Source organism: Methylobacterium fujisawaense, from assembly GCF_014138435.1.
Classification (GTDB): Bacteria; Pseudomonadota; Alphaproteobacteria; order Rhizobiales; family Beijerinckiaceae; genus Methylobacterium; species Methylobacterium fujisawaense.
This window is the reverse complement of record NZ_JACJIM010000002.1, coordinates 266510-281567: the sequence shown is the minus strand read 5'-3', so window position 1 is coordinate 281567 and position 15058 is coordinate 266510. Positions and strand designations below refer to the sequence as shown.

The window sequence follows — 15058 nt, the reverse complement described above, 5'->3', positions numbered from 1 at the left end:
GCGCGCCGGGCCCCGCGACCGCACGTTTGCCTGCCTTATGGGCCGACCTCGCGGATCTCGTGAGCAGCGACGCCCGACTGTCCGCCTTTGCCATGCGCGCGGCCCGTGTGCTGGTCCCGTTCGGCCTCGCCCTGGTCCTGCTGGTCTACGGGACCGGCCCGGAGCCGCGGCGGAACTGGTACGGCGATCCGCTCGGAAACGATTTCGCTCAGGTCTGGACGGCGGGCCGTTCCGCTCTGGAGGGCCGGGGCGGCGAGCCCTACGATCTGCCGGTGCATCTGGCGAACATGAAGGCCGCCTTCGGGCAGGATTGCCGCTTCGCCTGGCACTACCCGCCGGTGTTCCTCCTGCCGGCGGCCGCCATGGCGCTCATGGAACCGCAGCCGGCCTATCTGCTCTGGATTGCACTCTCGGTCGCCCTGTTCGCGCTGACGATGCGCGTGGCAGCCGGCCGGATGGATGTGGCTTTCGTCGCGCTCGCGCATCCCTTGGTCCTGAGCAACCTCGCCTACGGCCAGAACGCTCTGTTCACGGCGTCGCTTCTGACCCTCGGCGCGGTGCTCGTGGACCGGCGCCCCTGGCTGGCCGGGCTCTGCTTCGGCCTGCTGGCCTACAAGCCGCATTTCGCGGCGCTGGCGCCCGTGCTCCTGCTGGCGACCGGGCGGCGGGATTGTCTGGCGGCCTGCCTCGCCACGGTGCTGGTCCTCTGCCTCGCATCGCTGGCCCTCTTCGGCACGGCGCCCTGGAGCGGCTTCTTCGGCACGCTCGGAGACACGAATCGGATCATCCTGCAGAACGCCGCCGCGGGCCTCGACCTCAATGCCAGCGCGTTCGGGGCCGTGCGCTTGGTCGGCGGCGCGATGGCCACAGCCTGGATCGCGCAGGTGCTCGTCGCCGCACTGGCCCTCGGGGTGGCCTGCCGCGCCTGGTGCCGCCCCACCGACGCGGCGCTGCGCGCGGCGGCGCTCGTCGCCGCAGCGCCGATGCTGTCGCCGTATCTGCCGGTCTACGATCTGGCGCCCGTCGTCCCGGCCACGCTCCTGCTGGCCCTCGCCGCGCACCGGGCGGGCGGATTGCGACCGCACGAACGCGTCCTGATCTGCTGTGCGCCGCTCTTCGCGGTCACGCGGGAGGTGGCGGGGCTGACCGGCTTTCCCCTCGGATTCGTGCTGAGCGTCGCAACGCTCGCCTGCATTGCCCACCGCATCCGGCCCTGGACGGTCTTCGAAGGTCGGCACCGAACCGGGAGGGGCGGCGTCGACATCCAGGCCCTCACGGGGCCAGCGGCCGGGGAATCCGGAAGGGCAGCATGAGCCGCACCAGCGGGTTGCGGAACCGGTCGAGCGACAGGCTCTCGTGCATGGCCCGCACCGGCTCGCCGCCCAGCGTCGAGGCGAGGAGCGAGCGGGCGTAGAACGGCGTGTCCTCGTAGGTCGCGAGCACCCGCGACCGCCCGTCATCGCTGCGGGTCTCGCGCGGCATCCGCCAGAACCCGGTCGCCGGCAGCGACGCCGCGGGCGGCGGCCGTATCTCGCGGCGGCTGCCGTCGGCGGAGAACCGGAGCGACAGATTCTGTCCGCCGCCGTCGCGATGGTGGACGTCGTACAGGATCGCGGCGCCGTCCGGCAGGTCCGCCCGGCACCACGTCCACCGGGAGAAGGCGGCCTCCAGCGGTTCGTCGCCGTCATTCGTGTCGAAGTAGCCTCCGCCACTCCAGCGCAGATCCGGCTGGTCGAAATCCACCTCGACCCGGGAGGACGGCGCCATCGGCCACCAGCGGTGGCGGCCCGCCCTGTCGAGATGGAACGGGCCCGCCGTGAAACCGCGCGGCTCGAGACGGACGGTGCCGCGGAGTCGATGGGGCAGCGGCGCCCCGCGCTCGTCGATGCGAACGGTCAGCGCCGTGCCATCCCAGTGCATCGCGCTCGGGCCGATGGCGATGTGATCGGGGCCGCGCGACAGGCTGGCGGCGCGCCGCTCGGTCATCGCGAAGCGGCCGCGATCGCCGTAGAGGACCACATTCATGGCGCAATGGGCGAAGGGGTCCTTCTCGGCGCTCCACGCGTAGTAGGGCGAGAACACGCTTCCGATGAACGCGATGATCGTGAGGCCGTGACGGCCATCGTCGCTCACCGCATCGACGTACCACCACGCGTAGCCGCCCCGCGCGACCGGGCCATCGAATCGCGGTCCTCCAGGATCGCCGCCGCTGCCAGCCGACCCGATTGCGCGGCCATCGGCACGCCCGGGCCGGGATGGATCGAGCCCCCCGCCAGATAGAGGCCCGGCAGCGCCGTCCGGGCGCCCGCGCGCTTGAAGGTCGTCGCCCATCCCTGCGCCGCCCGCCCGTAGAGCGCTCCGCCCGTCCCGGGAAAGAGGGCGTCGAAATCCCGTGGCGTCGTGGTCACCGCCGACGACGCGAAGGTCAGGGTGAGCCCGCAGGCCTCCAACCGGCGGATCAGGGTCGTCTCGCATCTCTGGGTCTCCGACGGCGTGAGCGGTCGCTCCCGGCCATCCGCCGGTGCGTTGACGAGCATGAGCAGGCGCTCGGGCCCCTGCGGCGCGGTCCCCGCCGCGTCCCGGTCCTGGGCACAGACGTAGACCGTGGGATCGTCGGGCAGGCGACGGTCTCGCAGGATCGTGTCGAACTCGGCCCGGTAATCGCGGGAGAAGAAGACCGTGTGGTGCGCCAGCGGGAAGCCGGAAGGCACCGCCTCCGCGCAGAATGTGACGGCGGACAGCGAGCGCTCGCCGGGCGCGAGCCGCTCGCCGGCGACGGCGGCGTCCGGTCCGAACAGGCCCGCGCCGAGGGCGGCGCAATCGGCATTGCAGACGACGCGGTCGGCCGGAACCGTCGTGCCGTCGGCCAGGCGCACGCCGACGACCCGACCGCCCGCGGTGAGGATCCGCTCGGCCTCCGCAGCGTAGCGGAAGGCCGCGCCCCGCTCCTCGGCGAGATCGGCCACGGCCCGCGCGAGGCCGCTGAGGCCGCCCGAAACGGTCCAGATTCCGGCCTGCTCGACATGGGCGACGAGCATCAGCGTCGCCGGCGCGGTGTAGGGCGAGGCGCCGCAATAGGTGGCGTAGCGTCCGAACAGCTGGAGCAGCCGGGGATCGCGGAAGTAGCTGCCCAGCGCAGACTGGAGCGTGGTGAAGGGCTGGATCCGCCAGAGGTCGCCGAGGCCCGACAGGCCGACCCTTTGCGCGAGGCCGGCGGGGCCGGTCCGGCCCTCGCGGATGAACGGCCCTTCGAGAGTGCGGTAGACCTCCGCCGAGCGGGCGCAGAAGCGCCGATAGCCGTCCGCCTCACGCCGTCCCGCGAAGGCCGCGACGGCGTCGGCGGACGCCTCGATGTCGGCGAACAGGTCGAGGCGCTCGTCCCGGCTCCAGGCATGCCGGGCGAGGAGCCGAGCCGGCGCCAGGGAGATCCGGTCCCCGAGCTCTGCACCGCATTCCGCGAACAGCTCCTCGAAGACCCAGCGCATCGTGAAGACGGTCGGGCCGGCCTCGATGGCGCGGTCTCCGACGGGGATGGCGCGCATCTTTCCGCCGGGCTGCTGCGCCCGCTCGAGGACCGTAGTGTGGAATCCGGCATGAGCGAGCCGCACGGCCGCGGCGAGACCACCGATCCCCGCTCCGATCACGACGACGCGCTCCTGCGCCACGGTCGCTCCACCTTCTCCCCCGGAAACGGGATTGATCTGCCGGCGCCAAAGTGTCAATAAGAAATGACACTTGTTGCTGACAACCGCACACAACACGGGAGGCAACGCGATGGAGTCCGGTCGGCGGATCGAGATGGCGCTGGATCGCGCCGTTGCTCACGCGGAGGCGCCGGGCGCGCCGCCCCTTCTGGCGGAGGCGCTCCGTTACGCGGTGTTCCCGGGCGGGCATCGGATCCGGCCGCGGCTGTGCCTGTCGGTCGCCCGCGCCTGCGGTGATGACGACCCGGCCGGCTCAGAAGCGGCGGCCGCAGCCATCGAGCTTCTGCACTGCGCCTCCCTGGTCCATGACGACCTGCCGTGCTTCGACGATGCGCCGATGCGGCGGCAGAAGCCCTCCGTCCATGTCGCTTTCGGCGAGCCCATCGCCGTCCTGACCGGCGACGCCCTGATCGTCCTTGCCTTCGAGACACTGGCCCGGTCCGCCGGCTCCCATCCCGCGCGCCTGGGACGGCTCGTGGGCCTCCTCGGTCGCGCCGCCGGGTCGCCGTCGGGCATCGCCGCAGGGCAAGCCTGGGAATCGGAGGCCCATATCAGCCTCAGCGACTACCAGCAGGCGAAGACCGGGGCCCTGTTCGCCGCCGCCACCGTCGCCGGCGCCGCCGCGGCGGGAGCGGATTCGGAGCCCTGGCGCCGCCTCGGCGAGTGCCTCGGCGAGGCCTATCAGGTCGCCGACGACCTGCGTGACGTCGCCTGCCGCCAGGAGGAGATCGGCAAGCCTGCCGGGCGCGACGCAACTCTGGGGCGGCCCAACGCTGCGGCGCTTCTGGGCACCGGCGGCGCGCTGGATCGGCTGTCGAGACTGACGCGCGAGGCCGTGGCGGCGATTCCGGCCTGCCCGGGCATGGCCGCGCTGACCGCCGAGATCGAGGCGCAGGCGCGGCTGTTCCTGCCCGCGAGCCTGCGGGCGGTGACGGCCTGACCGGCCGATCGCTCTCCGGCATCGGTGCGGCGGCGTCCGTCCCGTCCGCCTGGACGGATCGATGGAACGCCTGGCGCAGCCGCCTGGTCGCGAGCCCCCGCTTCCAGCGCTGGGCGGCGGGCTTCCCCCTCACGCGGGGCATCGCCCGCCGGAACACGCGCGCCCTCTTCGATCTCTGCGCGGGCTTCGTCTACGCGCAGGTTCTGACTGCCTGCGTCCGCCTCGACCTGTTCGCGATCCTGGCCGAAGGCCCCCTGACGATCGAAGCCCTCGCTCGCCGGCTCGACCTGCCGCCGGACAACACCCAGCGCCTTCTTCGGGCCGCGGAATCCCTCGGGCTTGTCCGCGCCCTGTCGGGTGAGCGGTTCGGGCTGGCCGATCTCGGCGCCGCTCTCGTCGGCAATCCTGGGATCGCCGCGATGATCGAGCATCACGCGCTGCTCTACGCAGACCTTGCAGATCCGGTGGCCCTGCTTCGCGGCCAGGCCCCGCCGACCGGACTCGCGCGCTACTGGCCCTATGCCTCCGGCCTCTCGGGCGATGCGCAGACGGTGGCCCCCTACAGCGGCCTGATGGGCGCCTCGCAGGCGCTGATCGCGGAGGACGTGCTCGATGCCTGCGACCTGTCAGGGGTCCGGCACCTGATGGATGTCGGAGGCGGGGAGGGCGCCTTCCTGCAAGCGGTGGCAGGACGGCACGCGACGCCGCGCCTGACCCTGTTCGATCTCCCCGCCGTGGCCGAGCGCGCCGCCAGCCGCTTGGCCCAGGCCGGCCTCGAAGGCCGGATCGCCTGCCGCGGCGGCGATTTCCACGGGGGCCTGCCGACCGGCGCCGACACGATCTCCCTCGTTCGGATCGTCCACGACCACGACGACGAGCCCGCCCTGGCGTTGCTCCGAGCGGCCCACGCGGCTCTGCCGCCGGGCGGAACGCTTCTGCTCGCGGAACCCATGGCCGGAACGCCGGGCGCGGAACCGGTCGGGGACGCCTATTTCGGCTTCTATCTCCTGGCGATGGGATCCGGGCGCCCGCGCCGTGCGGAGGAGCTCCGCGCGATGCTCCGGACGGCAGGATTCGCCGTGACGCATGAACATCCGACCCGACGCCCGCTGCTCACCCGAGTTCTGAAAGCCCAAAAAACAGGCCGTCTCAAGTAAGTGTCACTTGACGCTGGCCTGTGTCTATCTAGGATGACACTTAGCGGCTTCGCATCAGAGAGAGTCGCAAGGCAAAGGGTGGACGATTCCAGCCATGGACGCTCTGGCCGTCATTCTGGAAAACCCGGAGCACCTTTCGGTTCAGCGCTTGGCTCTGACGCCGCCCGGCGATGCCGATGCCGTGGTGGCCATTTCCTGGAGCGGGATCAGCACCGGCACCGAGCGCCTGCTCTGGTCGGGCCGCATGCCGCCCTTTCCCGGGATGGGATATCCGCTCGTACCCGGCTACGAATCCGTCGGGACCGTCATTGAGGCCGGCGCCGATACCTCGGTTCGGGTCGGCCAGACCGTCTACGTTCCAGGGGCACGCTGCTTCGGTTCCGTCCGCGGCCTGTTCGGCGGCGCGGCCTCTCATTTGGTGGCGCCGGCCGCCCGGCTCGTGCCGGTGGACGCGTCGCTGGGCGACCGGGCCTGCCTCCTGGCCCTGGCGGCGACGGCCTATCGCGCCCTCGGCGGAATCCGGCCCGGGGCGACCCCGCTCATCGTCGGGCACGGCGTCCTCGGACGGCTGCTCGCCCGCCTGACCCTGGCGGCCGGCGCGGAGCCGACGGTCTGGGAGACGGATCCGGCCCGGGCCACGGGAGACCATGGCTACGCGGTCGTGGCGCCCGACGCCGACCCGCGCCGCGACTACGCCACGATCACCGACGTCAGCGGCAACGCCGCCGGCCTCGACGATCTGATCGCCCGGCTGGCGCCCGGCGGCGAGATCGTCCTGGCCGGCTTTTACGAGGCTCCCCTGAGCTTCGCCTTCCCGCCCGCCTTCATGCGCGAGGCGCGCATCCGGATCTCCGCCGAGTTCCGTCCTGAGGACACCGCGGCGGTGACGAAGCTGATCGAAGGCGGACGCCTGTCTCTCGACGGACTGATCACCCACCGTCTTCCCGCGGGTCGAGCCCAGGACGCCTACCGCACCGCATTCGCGGATCCGGCCTGCCTGAAGATGATCCTCGATTGGAGGGACGCCGCGTGAACGTTCAGCTCAACAAGGCCGCCCTGTCCCAAGCCGCGCAGCTCCGCGCCGAGGCCGCGGTCGAACCGGATCCCGTCGCGACGAGCCAGGCCAAGAAAGAGACCCAGATCATCGCGATCTACGGCAAGGGCGGCATCGGCAAGTCGTTCACGCTCGCCAATCTCAGCTACATGATGGCCCAGCAGGGCAAGAAGGTCCTGCTCATCGGTTGCGATCCGAAGAGCGATACCACCTCGCTGCTGTTCGGCGGCAAGGCCTGCCCGACCATCATCGAGACCTCGACCAAGAAGAAGCTGGCCGGCGAGGCGGTCGCCATCGGCGACGTCTGCTTCAAGCGCGACGGCGTCTACGCCATGGAACTCGGCGGCCCGGAGGTCGGGCGCGGCTGCGGCGGCCGCGGCATCATCCACGGCTTCGAGCTCCTCGAGAAGCTCGGCTTCCACGAATGGGGCTTCGACTTCGTCCTGCTCGACTTCCTGGGCGACGTGGTCTGCGGCGGCTTCGGCCTGCCGATCGCCCGGGACATGTGCCAGAAGGTCATCGTCGTCGGCTCGAACGACCTGCAATCGCTCTACGTCGCCAACAACGTCTGCTCGGCGGTGGAGTATTTCCGCAAGCTCGGCGGCAATGTCGGCGTCGGCGGCCTCGTGATCAACAAGGATGACGGCACCGGCGAGGCGCAGGCCTTCGCGGATGCCGCCGGCATCCCGGTCCTCGCCTCGATCCCGGCCGACGACGATATCCGCCGCAAGAGCGCGAATTACGAGATCATCGGCCGGCCGGAGAGCCGCTGGGGCAGCCTGTTCTCGGATCTGGCCGCCAACGTCGCCGACGCCGCGCCGCACCGGCCGACCCCGCTGACACAGGATGGGCTGCTCGGCCTGTTCTCCAGCGACGTCACCGGCCGCGACGTGGTGCTGGTGCCTGCGACCCACGAGGACATGTGCGGCGTCGCCCGCGTGTCCAAGCCGTCCCTCGAAGTCGTCTACGACGAGGTCTGAGCGATGGCCGTCTCCCTCGACATCGCCGATCTGCGGGCCCGCCAGGCGGCGCCCACCATCGATCGCGCCGCCACCGAGGGCGACGGGCTCGGCTGCCACGCCGGCAAGGACGCAATGCGGGCGGCCGCCGAGGCCGCCGGCCTGTCGGACACCCTGGCACAACTCCGCAGCGACTATCCGCAGGGTCCGCACGACCAGCCCCAGAGCATGTGCCCCGCCTTCGGCTCGCTCCGGGTCGGGCTGCGCATGCGCCGGACCGCCACGATCCTCTCGGGCTCGGCCTGCTGCGTCTACGGCCTGACCTTCACCTCGCACTTCTACGGGGCCCGGCGCAGCGTCGGCTACGTGCCGTTCAATTCCGAGACCCTGGTCACCGGCAAGCTGTTCGAGGATATCCGCGAGGCGGTCTACGCCACGGCGAAGCCCGAGGATTACGATGCCGTCGTCGTCATCAATCTCTGCGTGCCCACGGCCTCCGGCGTCCCGCTGCGCCTTCTGCCGAAGGAGATCGACGGCGTCCGGGTGATCGGCATCGACGTGCCGGGCTTCGGCGTCCCGACCCATGCCGAGGCGAAGGACGTGCTCGCCGGCGCCATGCTGAAGGTCGCCCGCGCGGAAGCCGAACAGGGACCGGTGGCGGCGCCCCGGGGCGGCCGTTCGGAGCGCCCGAGCGTGGCGCTCCTCGGCGAGGTCTTCCCGGCCGATCCGGTGGTGATCGCGTCGCTCCTGGAGCCGCTCGGACTCGCGGCCGGCCCGGTGGTGCCGACCCGCGAGTGGCGCGAGCTCTACGCCGCCCTCGACTGCGCCGCCGTGGCGGCGATCCACCCGTTCTACACCGCCTCCATCCGCGAATTCGAGGCGGCGGGCCGCCCGATCGTCGGTTCGGCCCCGGTGGGCGTCGACGGAACCGCCGACTGGCTCGACCGGATCGGCGAGGCCTGCGCGGTGCCCCGCGCCACCGTCGAGGCGGCCAAGAACCGGATCCTGCCCGGCATCCGCGGGGCGCTCGCCGCCATGCCGATCAAGGGCCGGATCACCCTCTCGGGCTACGAGGGCTCGGAGCTGCTGGTGGCCCGGCTGCTGGTCGAGAGCGGCGCCGAGGTCCCCTATGTCGGCACCGCCTGCCCGCGCACGCCCTGGTCCGAGTCCGACCGCGCATGGCTGGAAGCGCGGGGCACGCAGGTTCAGTACCGCGCCTCCCTGGAGGACGATCTCTACGCCCTGGATTCGCTCAAGCCCGACCTCGCCATCGGCACGACGCCGGTGGTGCAGCGGGCCAAGGAGCGCGGCACGCCCGCCCTCTACTTCACCAACCTGATCTCGGCCCGCCCGCTGATGGGCGCGGCCGGCGCCGGGTCGCTCGCCACGGTGATCAACGCCGCGCTCGGCAACAAGGCGCGGTTCGATGCCATGCGCGACTTCTTCGAGGGCGTCGGCACCGGCTACGCCGCGGGGGTCTGGCAGGAGGTGCCGCAGCGGCGGCAGGGCCCGAAGATCGAGGGCCCGAAGAAGCCGATCGGGGAGATGGCATAATGCTGATCCTCGATCACGACAGGGCCGGCGGATACTGGGGCGCGGTCTACGTCTTCACGGCGATCAAGGGCCTGCAGGTCGTCATCGACGGCCCCGTGGGCTGCGAGAACCTGCCGGTGACGTCGGTGCTGCACTACACCGATGCGCTGCCGCCCCATGAATTGCCGATCGTGGTCACGGGCCTCGCCGAGGAAGAGCTCGGACGGCACGGCACCGAGGGCGCCATGAAGCGCGCCCACGCGACCCTCGATCCCGGCCAGCCCAGCGTGGTCGTCACCGGCTCCATCGCCGAGATGATCGGCGGCGGCGTCACCCCCGAGGGCACCGGCCTCCAGCGCTTCCTGCCCCGGACCATCGACGAGGACCAGTGGCAGGCCGCCGACCGGGCGATGCGCTGGCTGTGGCAGGAATACGGGGCGAAGAAGTTCGCCAAGAAGGGCATCCCGGCCCGGCCGGAGCGCAAGACCGGCGAGCGGCCGCGGGTCAACCTCATCGGTCCGGCCTACGGCACCTTCAACATGCCCTCCGACCTCGCCGAGATCCGGCGGCTGGTGGAGGGGATCGGCGCCGAGGTGAACCTGACCTTCCCGCTGGGCTCGCACCTCGCGGACGTGCCCAAGCTGGTCAACGCCGACGCCAACATCTGTCTGTACCGGGAATTCGGCCGCCTGCTCTGCGAAGACTTGGAGCGGCCCTACCTGCAGGCGCCGATCGGCATCCTCTCGACGACGAAGTTCCTGCGCTCGCTGGGTGCCATTCTGGGCCTCGACCCGGAGCCGTTCATCGAGCGGGAGCGGCACACGACCATCAAGCCGGTCTGGGATCTCTGGCGGTCGGTGACCCAGGATTTCTTCGGTACCGCGAGCTTCGGCATCGTCGCCACCGAGACCTACGCCCGGGGCGTGCGTCATTTCCTCGAAGACGAGATGGGCCTGCCCTGCCATTTCGCCTTCGGCCGCTCCGCCGGGCTGAAGCCCGACAACGACGCCGTGCGGGCCGCCATCGCGGCCAAGCCGCCCCTGGTTCTCTTCGGGTCGTTCAACGAGCGGATGTACCTCGCGGAGTGCGGCGCCCGGGCGACCTATGTTCCGGCCTCGTTCCCCGGCGCCATCATCCGGCGGCATACCGGGACGCCGTTCATGGGCTACGCGGGCGCCACCTACCTGGTCCAGGAAGTCTGCAACGCCCTGTTCGACACCCTCTTCCACATCCTGCCGCTCGCCCGCGACATGGACAAGGTCGAGGCCACACCGGCCCGCCTCCACCGCGAGCTGCCCTGGGACGAGGCCGCCCGTCAGGCCCTCGACAGCCTCGTGGAGGCCCAGCCGGTCCTGGCGCGGATCTCCGCCGCCAAGCGCCTGCGCGACGCCGCCGAGCGCGCCGCACGCGACACAGAATCCGCCGCCGTGGCGCCCGCCCATGTGGCGCGGGCCCGGGCCGATCTCGCCGGGGGGATCCCCGCGTGAGCCGCCTTTCCGTTTCACCCAGAGGAGACCTGACGATGAGAACGATGGTCCCGACCGGCCGCCAGCATCAGGAAGCCATTCAGTTCCGGCTGATCCTGACGGCGACCTACCCGTTCTTCCTCGCCGCGGCCGCGCTGAACCGGTTCCGGCCGGCGCGCGAGGCGGCCCGTCCTGGCCTGGCACCGGCGCGGCGCTCGGTCTTCGGCGAGGCCCGCGCCATGGCGGTTCAGGCGATCCCCTTCGCCTTCATGGGCTGACACGCCCCTGAGCGAGACACTTCCGTCCGGTCACGCGGGGGAAGTCGAGCCGCGACCGCTGCAAGGCATCGTGGCTGAACCCGTCGCGCCTCGTCAGAGGCGCGGCCAACACACGGAGGTCTGAACGATGGCGAGTGGACCCGTCACAACAGAAAGACCGAGCAGCCTGTCCGGGCTGACGGAACCGGAAGCCAAGGAGTTCCATGCGATCTTCCTGACGAGCTTCCTCATCTTCACGGCGATTGCCGTGGTCGCTCACATCCTCGTCTGGTTGTGGCGCCCCTGGCTTCCCGGACCGCAGGGCTACGCCTCTCTCGACGGCGTCCGCGATGCGGCCCACGCCCTCGTCACGATGATCGGCTGAGGAGGATCGAATGCACAAGGTTTGGTTGCTTTTCGATCCGCGGCGCACGCTGGTGGCTCTGTTCACCTTCCTCTTCATCCTGGCGCTGCTGATCCACTTCATCCTGCTCTCGACCGACCGGTTCAACTGGCTTGACGGTCCGAGAAACAACAAGGCGGCCGAGAACACCATCACGCTCGCGCTGCCGCAGATGCCGGCCTGACCGCCGGTCCGGACCGCGGCGCGCGAGGGCCGCGGTCACCCCAAACCTTCCCTTTCTCCGGCCTGACTGAGGAGCAGCCGCCATGGCGATGCTGAGCTTCGAGCGCAAATACAGGGTCCGCGGCGGCACCTTGCTCGGCGGCGACCTGTTCGACTTCTGGGTCGGGCCGTTCTTCGTCGGCTTCTTCGGGGTCGTCGGGTTGTTCTTCACGGTGCTGGGCACCGCCCTCGTCATCTACGGCGCGGCGATCGGGCCGACCTGGAACGTCTGGCAGATCAACATCGCGCCGCCGGATATCAGCTACGGCCTGAGGCTCGCCCCGCTGAAGGAGGGCGGTCTCTGGCAGATCATCACGTTCTGCGCGCTCGGGTCCTTCGTGTCCTGGGCGCTGCGCGAGGTCGAGATCTGCCGCAAGCTCGGTATCGGCTACCACGTGCCCGCGGCCTTCGGGATGGCGATCTTCGCGTATTTCACGCTGGTGGTGGTCCGGCCGTTCCTGATGGGCGCCTGGGGATACGGCTTTCCCTACGGCATCCTCAGTCACCTCGATTGGGTTTCCAACACCGGCTATCAGTATCTGCACTTCCACTACAATCCAGCGCACATGCTGGCCGTGACGTTCTTCTTCACCACGACGCTCGCCCTGGCGATGCACGGCGGCCTGATCCTGTCGGCGACCAACCCGAAGAAGGGCGAGGTCGTGAAGACGCCGGAGCACGAGGACACCTTCTTCCGCGACACGATCGGCTACTCGATCGGCACGCTCGGCGTTCACCGCCTCGGCCTGTTCCTGGCCCTGTCGGCGGGGTTCTGGAGTGCGGTCTGCATCGTGATCAGCGGGCCGTTCTGGACGCAGGGTTGGCCGCAATGGTGGGGCTGGTGGCTCAATCTGCCGGTGTGGCGATGACAAGCCGGACGCGATCGGAACGAAGGACATAACGCGGGTCGCCGCCGTCGAGCGCGCGGCACTCCGGGGGAGGGCAGGCCATGGCCTATTACCAGAACATCTTCACGCAGGTTCAGGTGCGCCCGCTGGTACCGGAGCACGGCGTTCCGGTGGCGGTCGATGACCGGATCGGCAAGCCGTTCAACAGCTACCTGTTCGGGCTTATCGGCAACAGCCAAGTCGGTCCGATCTATATCGGCTATATCGCGGCGCTCTCGATCGTCTGCGGCTTGATCGCCTTCGAGATCATCGGGCTCAACATGTGGGCCTCGGTGAATTGGGATCCGGTCCAGTTCGTCCGGCAATTGCCGTGGCTCGCCCTGGAGCCGCCGCTCCCGAAGTACGGGCTGAAGGTCCTTCCACCCCTCAACGAGGGTGGCTGGTGGCTGATCGCCGGCTTCTTCCTGACGGCCTCGATCCTCCTCTGGTGGGTCCACCTCTATCGGCGGGCGCGGGCGCTCGGGCTCGGCACCCACGTGCCGTGGGCCTTCGCGTCGGCGATCTGGCTCTACCTCGTCCTCGGCTTCATCCGGCCGGTGCTGATGGGATCGTGGTCGGAAGCCGTGCCCTTCGGCATCTTCCCCCACCTCGATTGGACCGCGGCCTTCTCGCTCCGCTACGGGAACCTGTTCTACAACCCGTTCCACATGCTCTCGATCACGTTCCTCTACGGATCGACGCTGCTGTTCGCGATGCATGGCGGCACGATCCTGGCCTGCTCGCGCTACGGCGCCGAACGGGAGATCGATCAGATCGTCGACCGCGGCACGGCCACCGAACGCGCAGCTCTGTTCTGGCGCTGGACCATGGGCTTCAACGCCACGATGGAGTCGATCCACCGCTGGGCCTGGTGGTTCGCGGTCCTGACCACGCTCACGGGCGGCATCGGCATCCTGCTCACCGGGACCGTGGTGGACAACTGGTACCTCTGGGCGGTCAAGCACGGCGTCGCGCCCTCCTATCCGCAGGTCTACGGCCCGATCGTGGATCCCGCTCATCTCGCACCCGGCATGAAGCCGTGAGGAGGCCGTCATGAAGACGATTCTGGCGGTCATCGGCGGGGCTCTGGCCCTGTTCCTCACCATCGCGATGTTCGGCGGCGCGGGCTGGACCCATCCGCCGATGGCGAACAAGCAGACCGGCTTTCGCGGAACGGGCATGGACCTGATCCGCACCCGGGCCGGGAACGCGGCGCTGTCGGCGGCCAACGTCGCGCCGGCGCCGGCCGACCCGGCTGAGGCAGGGGGCGACAAGGCTTCGGCGGTCTACCAGAATGTGCAAGTGCTGGGAGATCTCTCGGCCGAGCAGTTCAACCGCTTGATGGTGTCGATCACCGAGTGGGTCGCACCCCAGCAGGGCTGCACGTACTGCCACAGCACCGAGAACATGGCTTCGGACGAGCTCTACCAGAAGCGCGTCGCCCGGCGCATGCTGCAGATGACCCAGTACATCAATTCTACTTGGAAGGAGAAGCACGTCCACGAGGCGGGTGTGACCTGCTACACGTGTCACCGCGGCAATCCGGTGCCGGCGAATATCTGGTTCGACCACCCGGTTCAGGGGACGGGGCGTTTCATCCCGCGCAACAACAGCCAGAATCTCGCGTCCGCAGAGGTCGGCAACACGTCGCTGCCCTACGACGTCTATCAGGCCTTCTACCAGCACAAGGACACGCCCGAGGATGCGGTGCGGGTCAACGCCACCACGGCGCTGCCCGAGACGAAGGGCAAGCCGATCCAGGACGCGGAGAAGACCTTCGCAATCATGATCAGCATGTCGCAGTCACTGGGCGTGAACTGCACCTTCTGCCACAACACCCGCTCGGTGGCGCAGTGGGATACGAGCACGCCGAACCGCGTCCATGCCTGGTACGGCATCCGCATGGTCCGCGATCTGAACCAGGACTACATGACGCCGCTGACCTCGGTCTTTCCGCGGAATCGCCTCGGAGTTCTGGGCGACGTGCCGAAGATCAACTGCGCCACCTGTCACAACGGCGCCAACAAGCCGCTCAACGGCGCCAACGTGATCGAGCCCTATCCGGAACTGTCGCACCCGACGATTTCGGCGAACCTGCCCACGGGCGAGGCGAAGGACCCGATTCCCGGCACCGAGACGCCGAAGCCGTGATCGGACCGGAGCGGCCGGACCGTCCGGCCGCTCCGCTCAAGCTCCGGGGAACCTCTGTTGGGTAAAGGCGTCGATACCGGCGGCCAAGCTCGGCCTCAGGAGGCGCCCGTGACCATCACCATCTCGAACCTCCAACCGCTCATCGCGATCCTTGCCGGGATCCTGATCCTGGTGATGCCGCGGCTGCTCAACTACATCGTCGCGATCTACCTGATCATCGTCGGCGTGATCGGGCTCGGAATCCTCCATTGAGGGGCAGCGCCCGCACCGCGACGCGGGGGGCCTGACAGACCGTCGAACCCGTCATCCACGCACGCACAGGGCC

Annotated in this window: 16 protein-coding genes; 14 read left to right on the top strand and 2 right to left on the bottom strand. The window is 69.9% G+C overall.

From position 1 onward, the window contains the following. The first annotated feature begins 59 nt into the window (after window positions 1-59). Entirely contained in the window at window positions 60-1313 is a 1254-nt protein-coding gene (locus tag GGQ91_RS06280) for a glycosyltransferase family 87 protein (RefSeq protein ID WP_244447648.1), read from the top strand. On the opposite strand, the gene GGQ91_RS06275 is transcribed toward GGQ91_RS06280, so the two are convergent. After that, window positions 1273-2133, bottom strand: coding sequence for a carotenoid 1,2-hydratase (locus GGQ91_RS06275; protein ID WP_043757989.1), 861 nt, complete (start codon window positions 2131-2133; stop codon window positions 1273-1275). The two genes, GGQ91_RS06280 and GGQ91_RS06275, sit on opposite strands and share 41 nt — an antisense overlap. Further along, window positions 2130-3665, bottom strand: coding sequence for a 1-hydroxycarotenoid 3,4-desaturase CrtD (crtD, locus tag GGQ91_RS06270; protein WP_182591596.1), 1536 nt, complete (start codon window positions 3663-3665; stop codon window positions 2130-2132). Before crtD ends, GGQ91_RS06275 begins: the two co-directional genes overlap by 4 nt. A gap of 109 nt (window positions 3666-3774) precedes the next feature. On the opposite strand from crtD, the gene GGQ91_RS06265 reads away from it, so the two are divergent. The 13 genes from GGQ91_RS06265 to GGQ91_RS06205 all read left to right on the top strand — a co-directional run bounded on the left by GGQ91_RS06265 (window position 3775) and on the right by GGQ91_RS06205 (window position 14985). Then, a complete protein-coding gene (locus GGQ91_RS06265; protein WP_043352586.1) occupies window positions 3775-4644 on the top strand; it encodes a polyprenyl synthetase family protein in 870 nt (289 codons plus the stop codon). A gap of 20 nt (window positions 4645-4664) precedes the next feature. Continuing rightward, a complete protein-coding gene (locus tag GGQ91_RS06260) occupies window positions 4665-5801 on the top strand; it encodes a methyltransferase (RefSeq protein WP_182591813.1) in 1137 nt (378 codons plus the stop codon). 94 nt (window positions 5802-5895) lie between these two features. Then, entirely contained in the window at window positions 5896-6834 is a 939-nt protein-coding gene (gene bchC, locus GGQ91_RS06255) for a chlorophyll synthesis pathway protein BchC (protein WP_043379907.1), read from the top strand. Beyond that, a complete protein-coding gene (locus tag GGQ91_RS06250; RefSeq protein ID WP_182591595.1) occupies window positions 6831-7835 on the top strand; it encodes a chlorophyllide a reductase iron protein subunit X in 1005 nt (334 codons plus the stop codon). Before bchC ends, GGQ91_RS06250 begins: the two co-directional genes overlap by 4 nt. A 3-nt stretch (window positions 7836-7838) precedes the next feature. Then, a complete protein-coding gene (gene bchY, locus GGQ91_RS06245) occupies window positions 7839-9368 on the top strand; it encodes a chlorophyllide a reductase subunit Y (protein WP_043757979.1) in 1530 nt (509 codons plus the stop codon). Continuing rightward, window positions 9368-10834, top strand: a complete 1467-nt coding sequence (gene bchZ, locus GGQ91_RS06240; RefSeq protein WP_182591594.1) for a chlorophyllide a reductase subunit Z — start codon at window positions 9368-9370, stop codon at window positions 10832-10834. The genes bchY and bchZ overlap by 1 nt, the downstream gene beginning before the upstream one ends. Window positions 10835-10869: 35 nt before the next feature. Continuing rightward, window positions 10870-11091: a hypothetical protein gene (locus GGQ91_RS06235; RefSeq protein WP_170861823.1), complete on the top strand. Its 222-nt coding sequence runs from the start codon at window positions 10870-10872 to the stop codon at window positions 11089-11091. Window positions 11092-11218: 127 nt separating this feature from the next. Continuing rightward, a complete protein-coding gene (pufB, locus tag GGQ91_RS06230) occupies window positions 11219-11455 on the top strand; it encodes a light-harvesting antenna LH1, beta subunit (protein WP_043349888.1) in 237 nt (78 codons plus the stop codon). Between the two features lie 10 nt (window positions 11456-11465). Beyond that, the gene (gene pufA / locus GGQ91_RS06225) at window positions 11466-11657 is read left to right on the top strand and encodes a light-harvesting antenna LH1, alpha subunit (RefSeq protein ID WP_012319766.1); all 192 of its coding nucleotides are present in this window, start codon (window positions 11466-11468) and stop codon (window positions 11655-11657) included. An 82-nt stretch (window positions 11658-11739) separates the two neighbouring features. Beyond that, on the top strand, window positions 11740-12564 hold the full coding sequence (pufL, locus tag GGQ91_RS06220; protein ID WP_043379897.1) for a photosynthetic reaction center subunit L: 825 nt from the start codon (window positions 11740-11742) through the stop codon (window positions 12562-12564). Between the two features lie 80 nt (window positions 12565-12644). Next, window positions 12645-13625 carry a photosynthetic reaction center subunit M gene (gene pufM / locus GGQ91_RS06215; protein WP_043379895.1) on the top strand — a complete coding sequence of 327 codons (981 nt, stop codon included), beginning with the start codon at window positions 12645-12647 and terminating at the stop codon, window positions 13623-13625. A gap of 10 nt (window positions 13626-13635) precedes the next feature. Further along, on the top strand, window positions 13636-14733 hold the full coding sequence (gene pufC, locus GGQ91_RS06210; protein WP_182591593.1) for a photosynthetic reaction center cytochrome PufC: 1098 nt from the start codon (window positions 13636-13638) through the stop codon (window positions 14731-14733). 108 nt (window positions 14734-14841) lie between these two features. Further along, the gene (locus tag GGQ91_RS06205) at window positions 14842-14985 is read left to right on the top strand and encodes a DUF3096 domain-containing protein (protein WP_075380395.1); all 144 of its coding nucleotides are present in this window, start codon (window positions 14842-14844) and stop codon (window positions 14983-14985) included. Window positions 14986-15058: the final 73 nt, after the last annotated feature.

Coding starts and splice junctions, on each gene's coding strand:
- GGQ91_RS06265 (WP_043352586.1), top strand. CDS start 3,775: ATGGAGTCCGGTCGGCGGATCGAGATGGCGCTGGATCGCGCCGTTGCT.
- bchC (WP_043379907.1), top strand. CDS start 5,896: ATGGACGCTCTGGCCGTCATTCTGGAAAACCCGGAGCACCTTTCGGTT.
- bchY (WP_043757979.1), top strand. CDS start 7,839: ATGGCCGTCTCCCTCGACATCGCCGATCTGCGGGCCCGCCAGGCGGCG.
- bchZ (WP_182591594.1), top strand. CDS start 9,368: ATGCTGATCCTCGATCACGACAGGGCCGGCGGATACTGGGGCGCGGTC.
- GGQ91_RS06235 (WP_170861823.1), top strand. CDS start 10,870: ATGAGAACGATGGTCCCGACCGGCCGCCAGCATCAGGAAGCCATTCAG.
- pufB (WP_043349888.1), top strand. CDS start 11,219: ATGGCGAGTGGACCCGTCACAACAGAAAGACCGAGCAGCCTGTCCGGG.
- pufA (WP_012319766.1), top strand. CDS start 11,466: ATGCACAAGGTTTGGTTGCTTTTCGATCCGCGGCGCACGCTGGTGGCT.
- pufL (WP_043379897.1), top strand. CDS start 11,740: ATGGCGATGCTGAGCTTCGAGCGCAAATACAGGGTCCGCGGCGGCACC.
- pufM (WP_043379895.1), top strand. CDS start 12,645: ATGGCCTATTACCAGAACATCTTCACGCAGGTTCAGGTGCGCCCGCTG.
- pufC (WP_182591593.1), top strand. CDS start 13,636: ATGAAGACGATTCTGGCGGTCATCGGCGGGGCTCTGGCCCTGTTCCTC.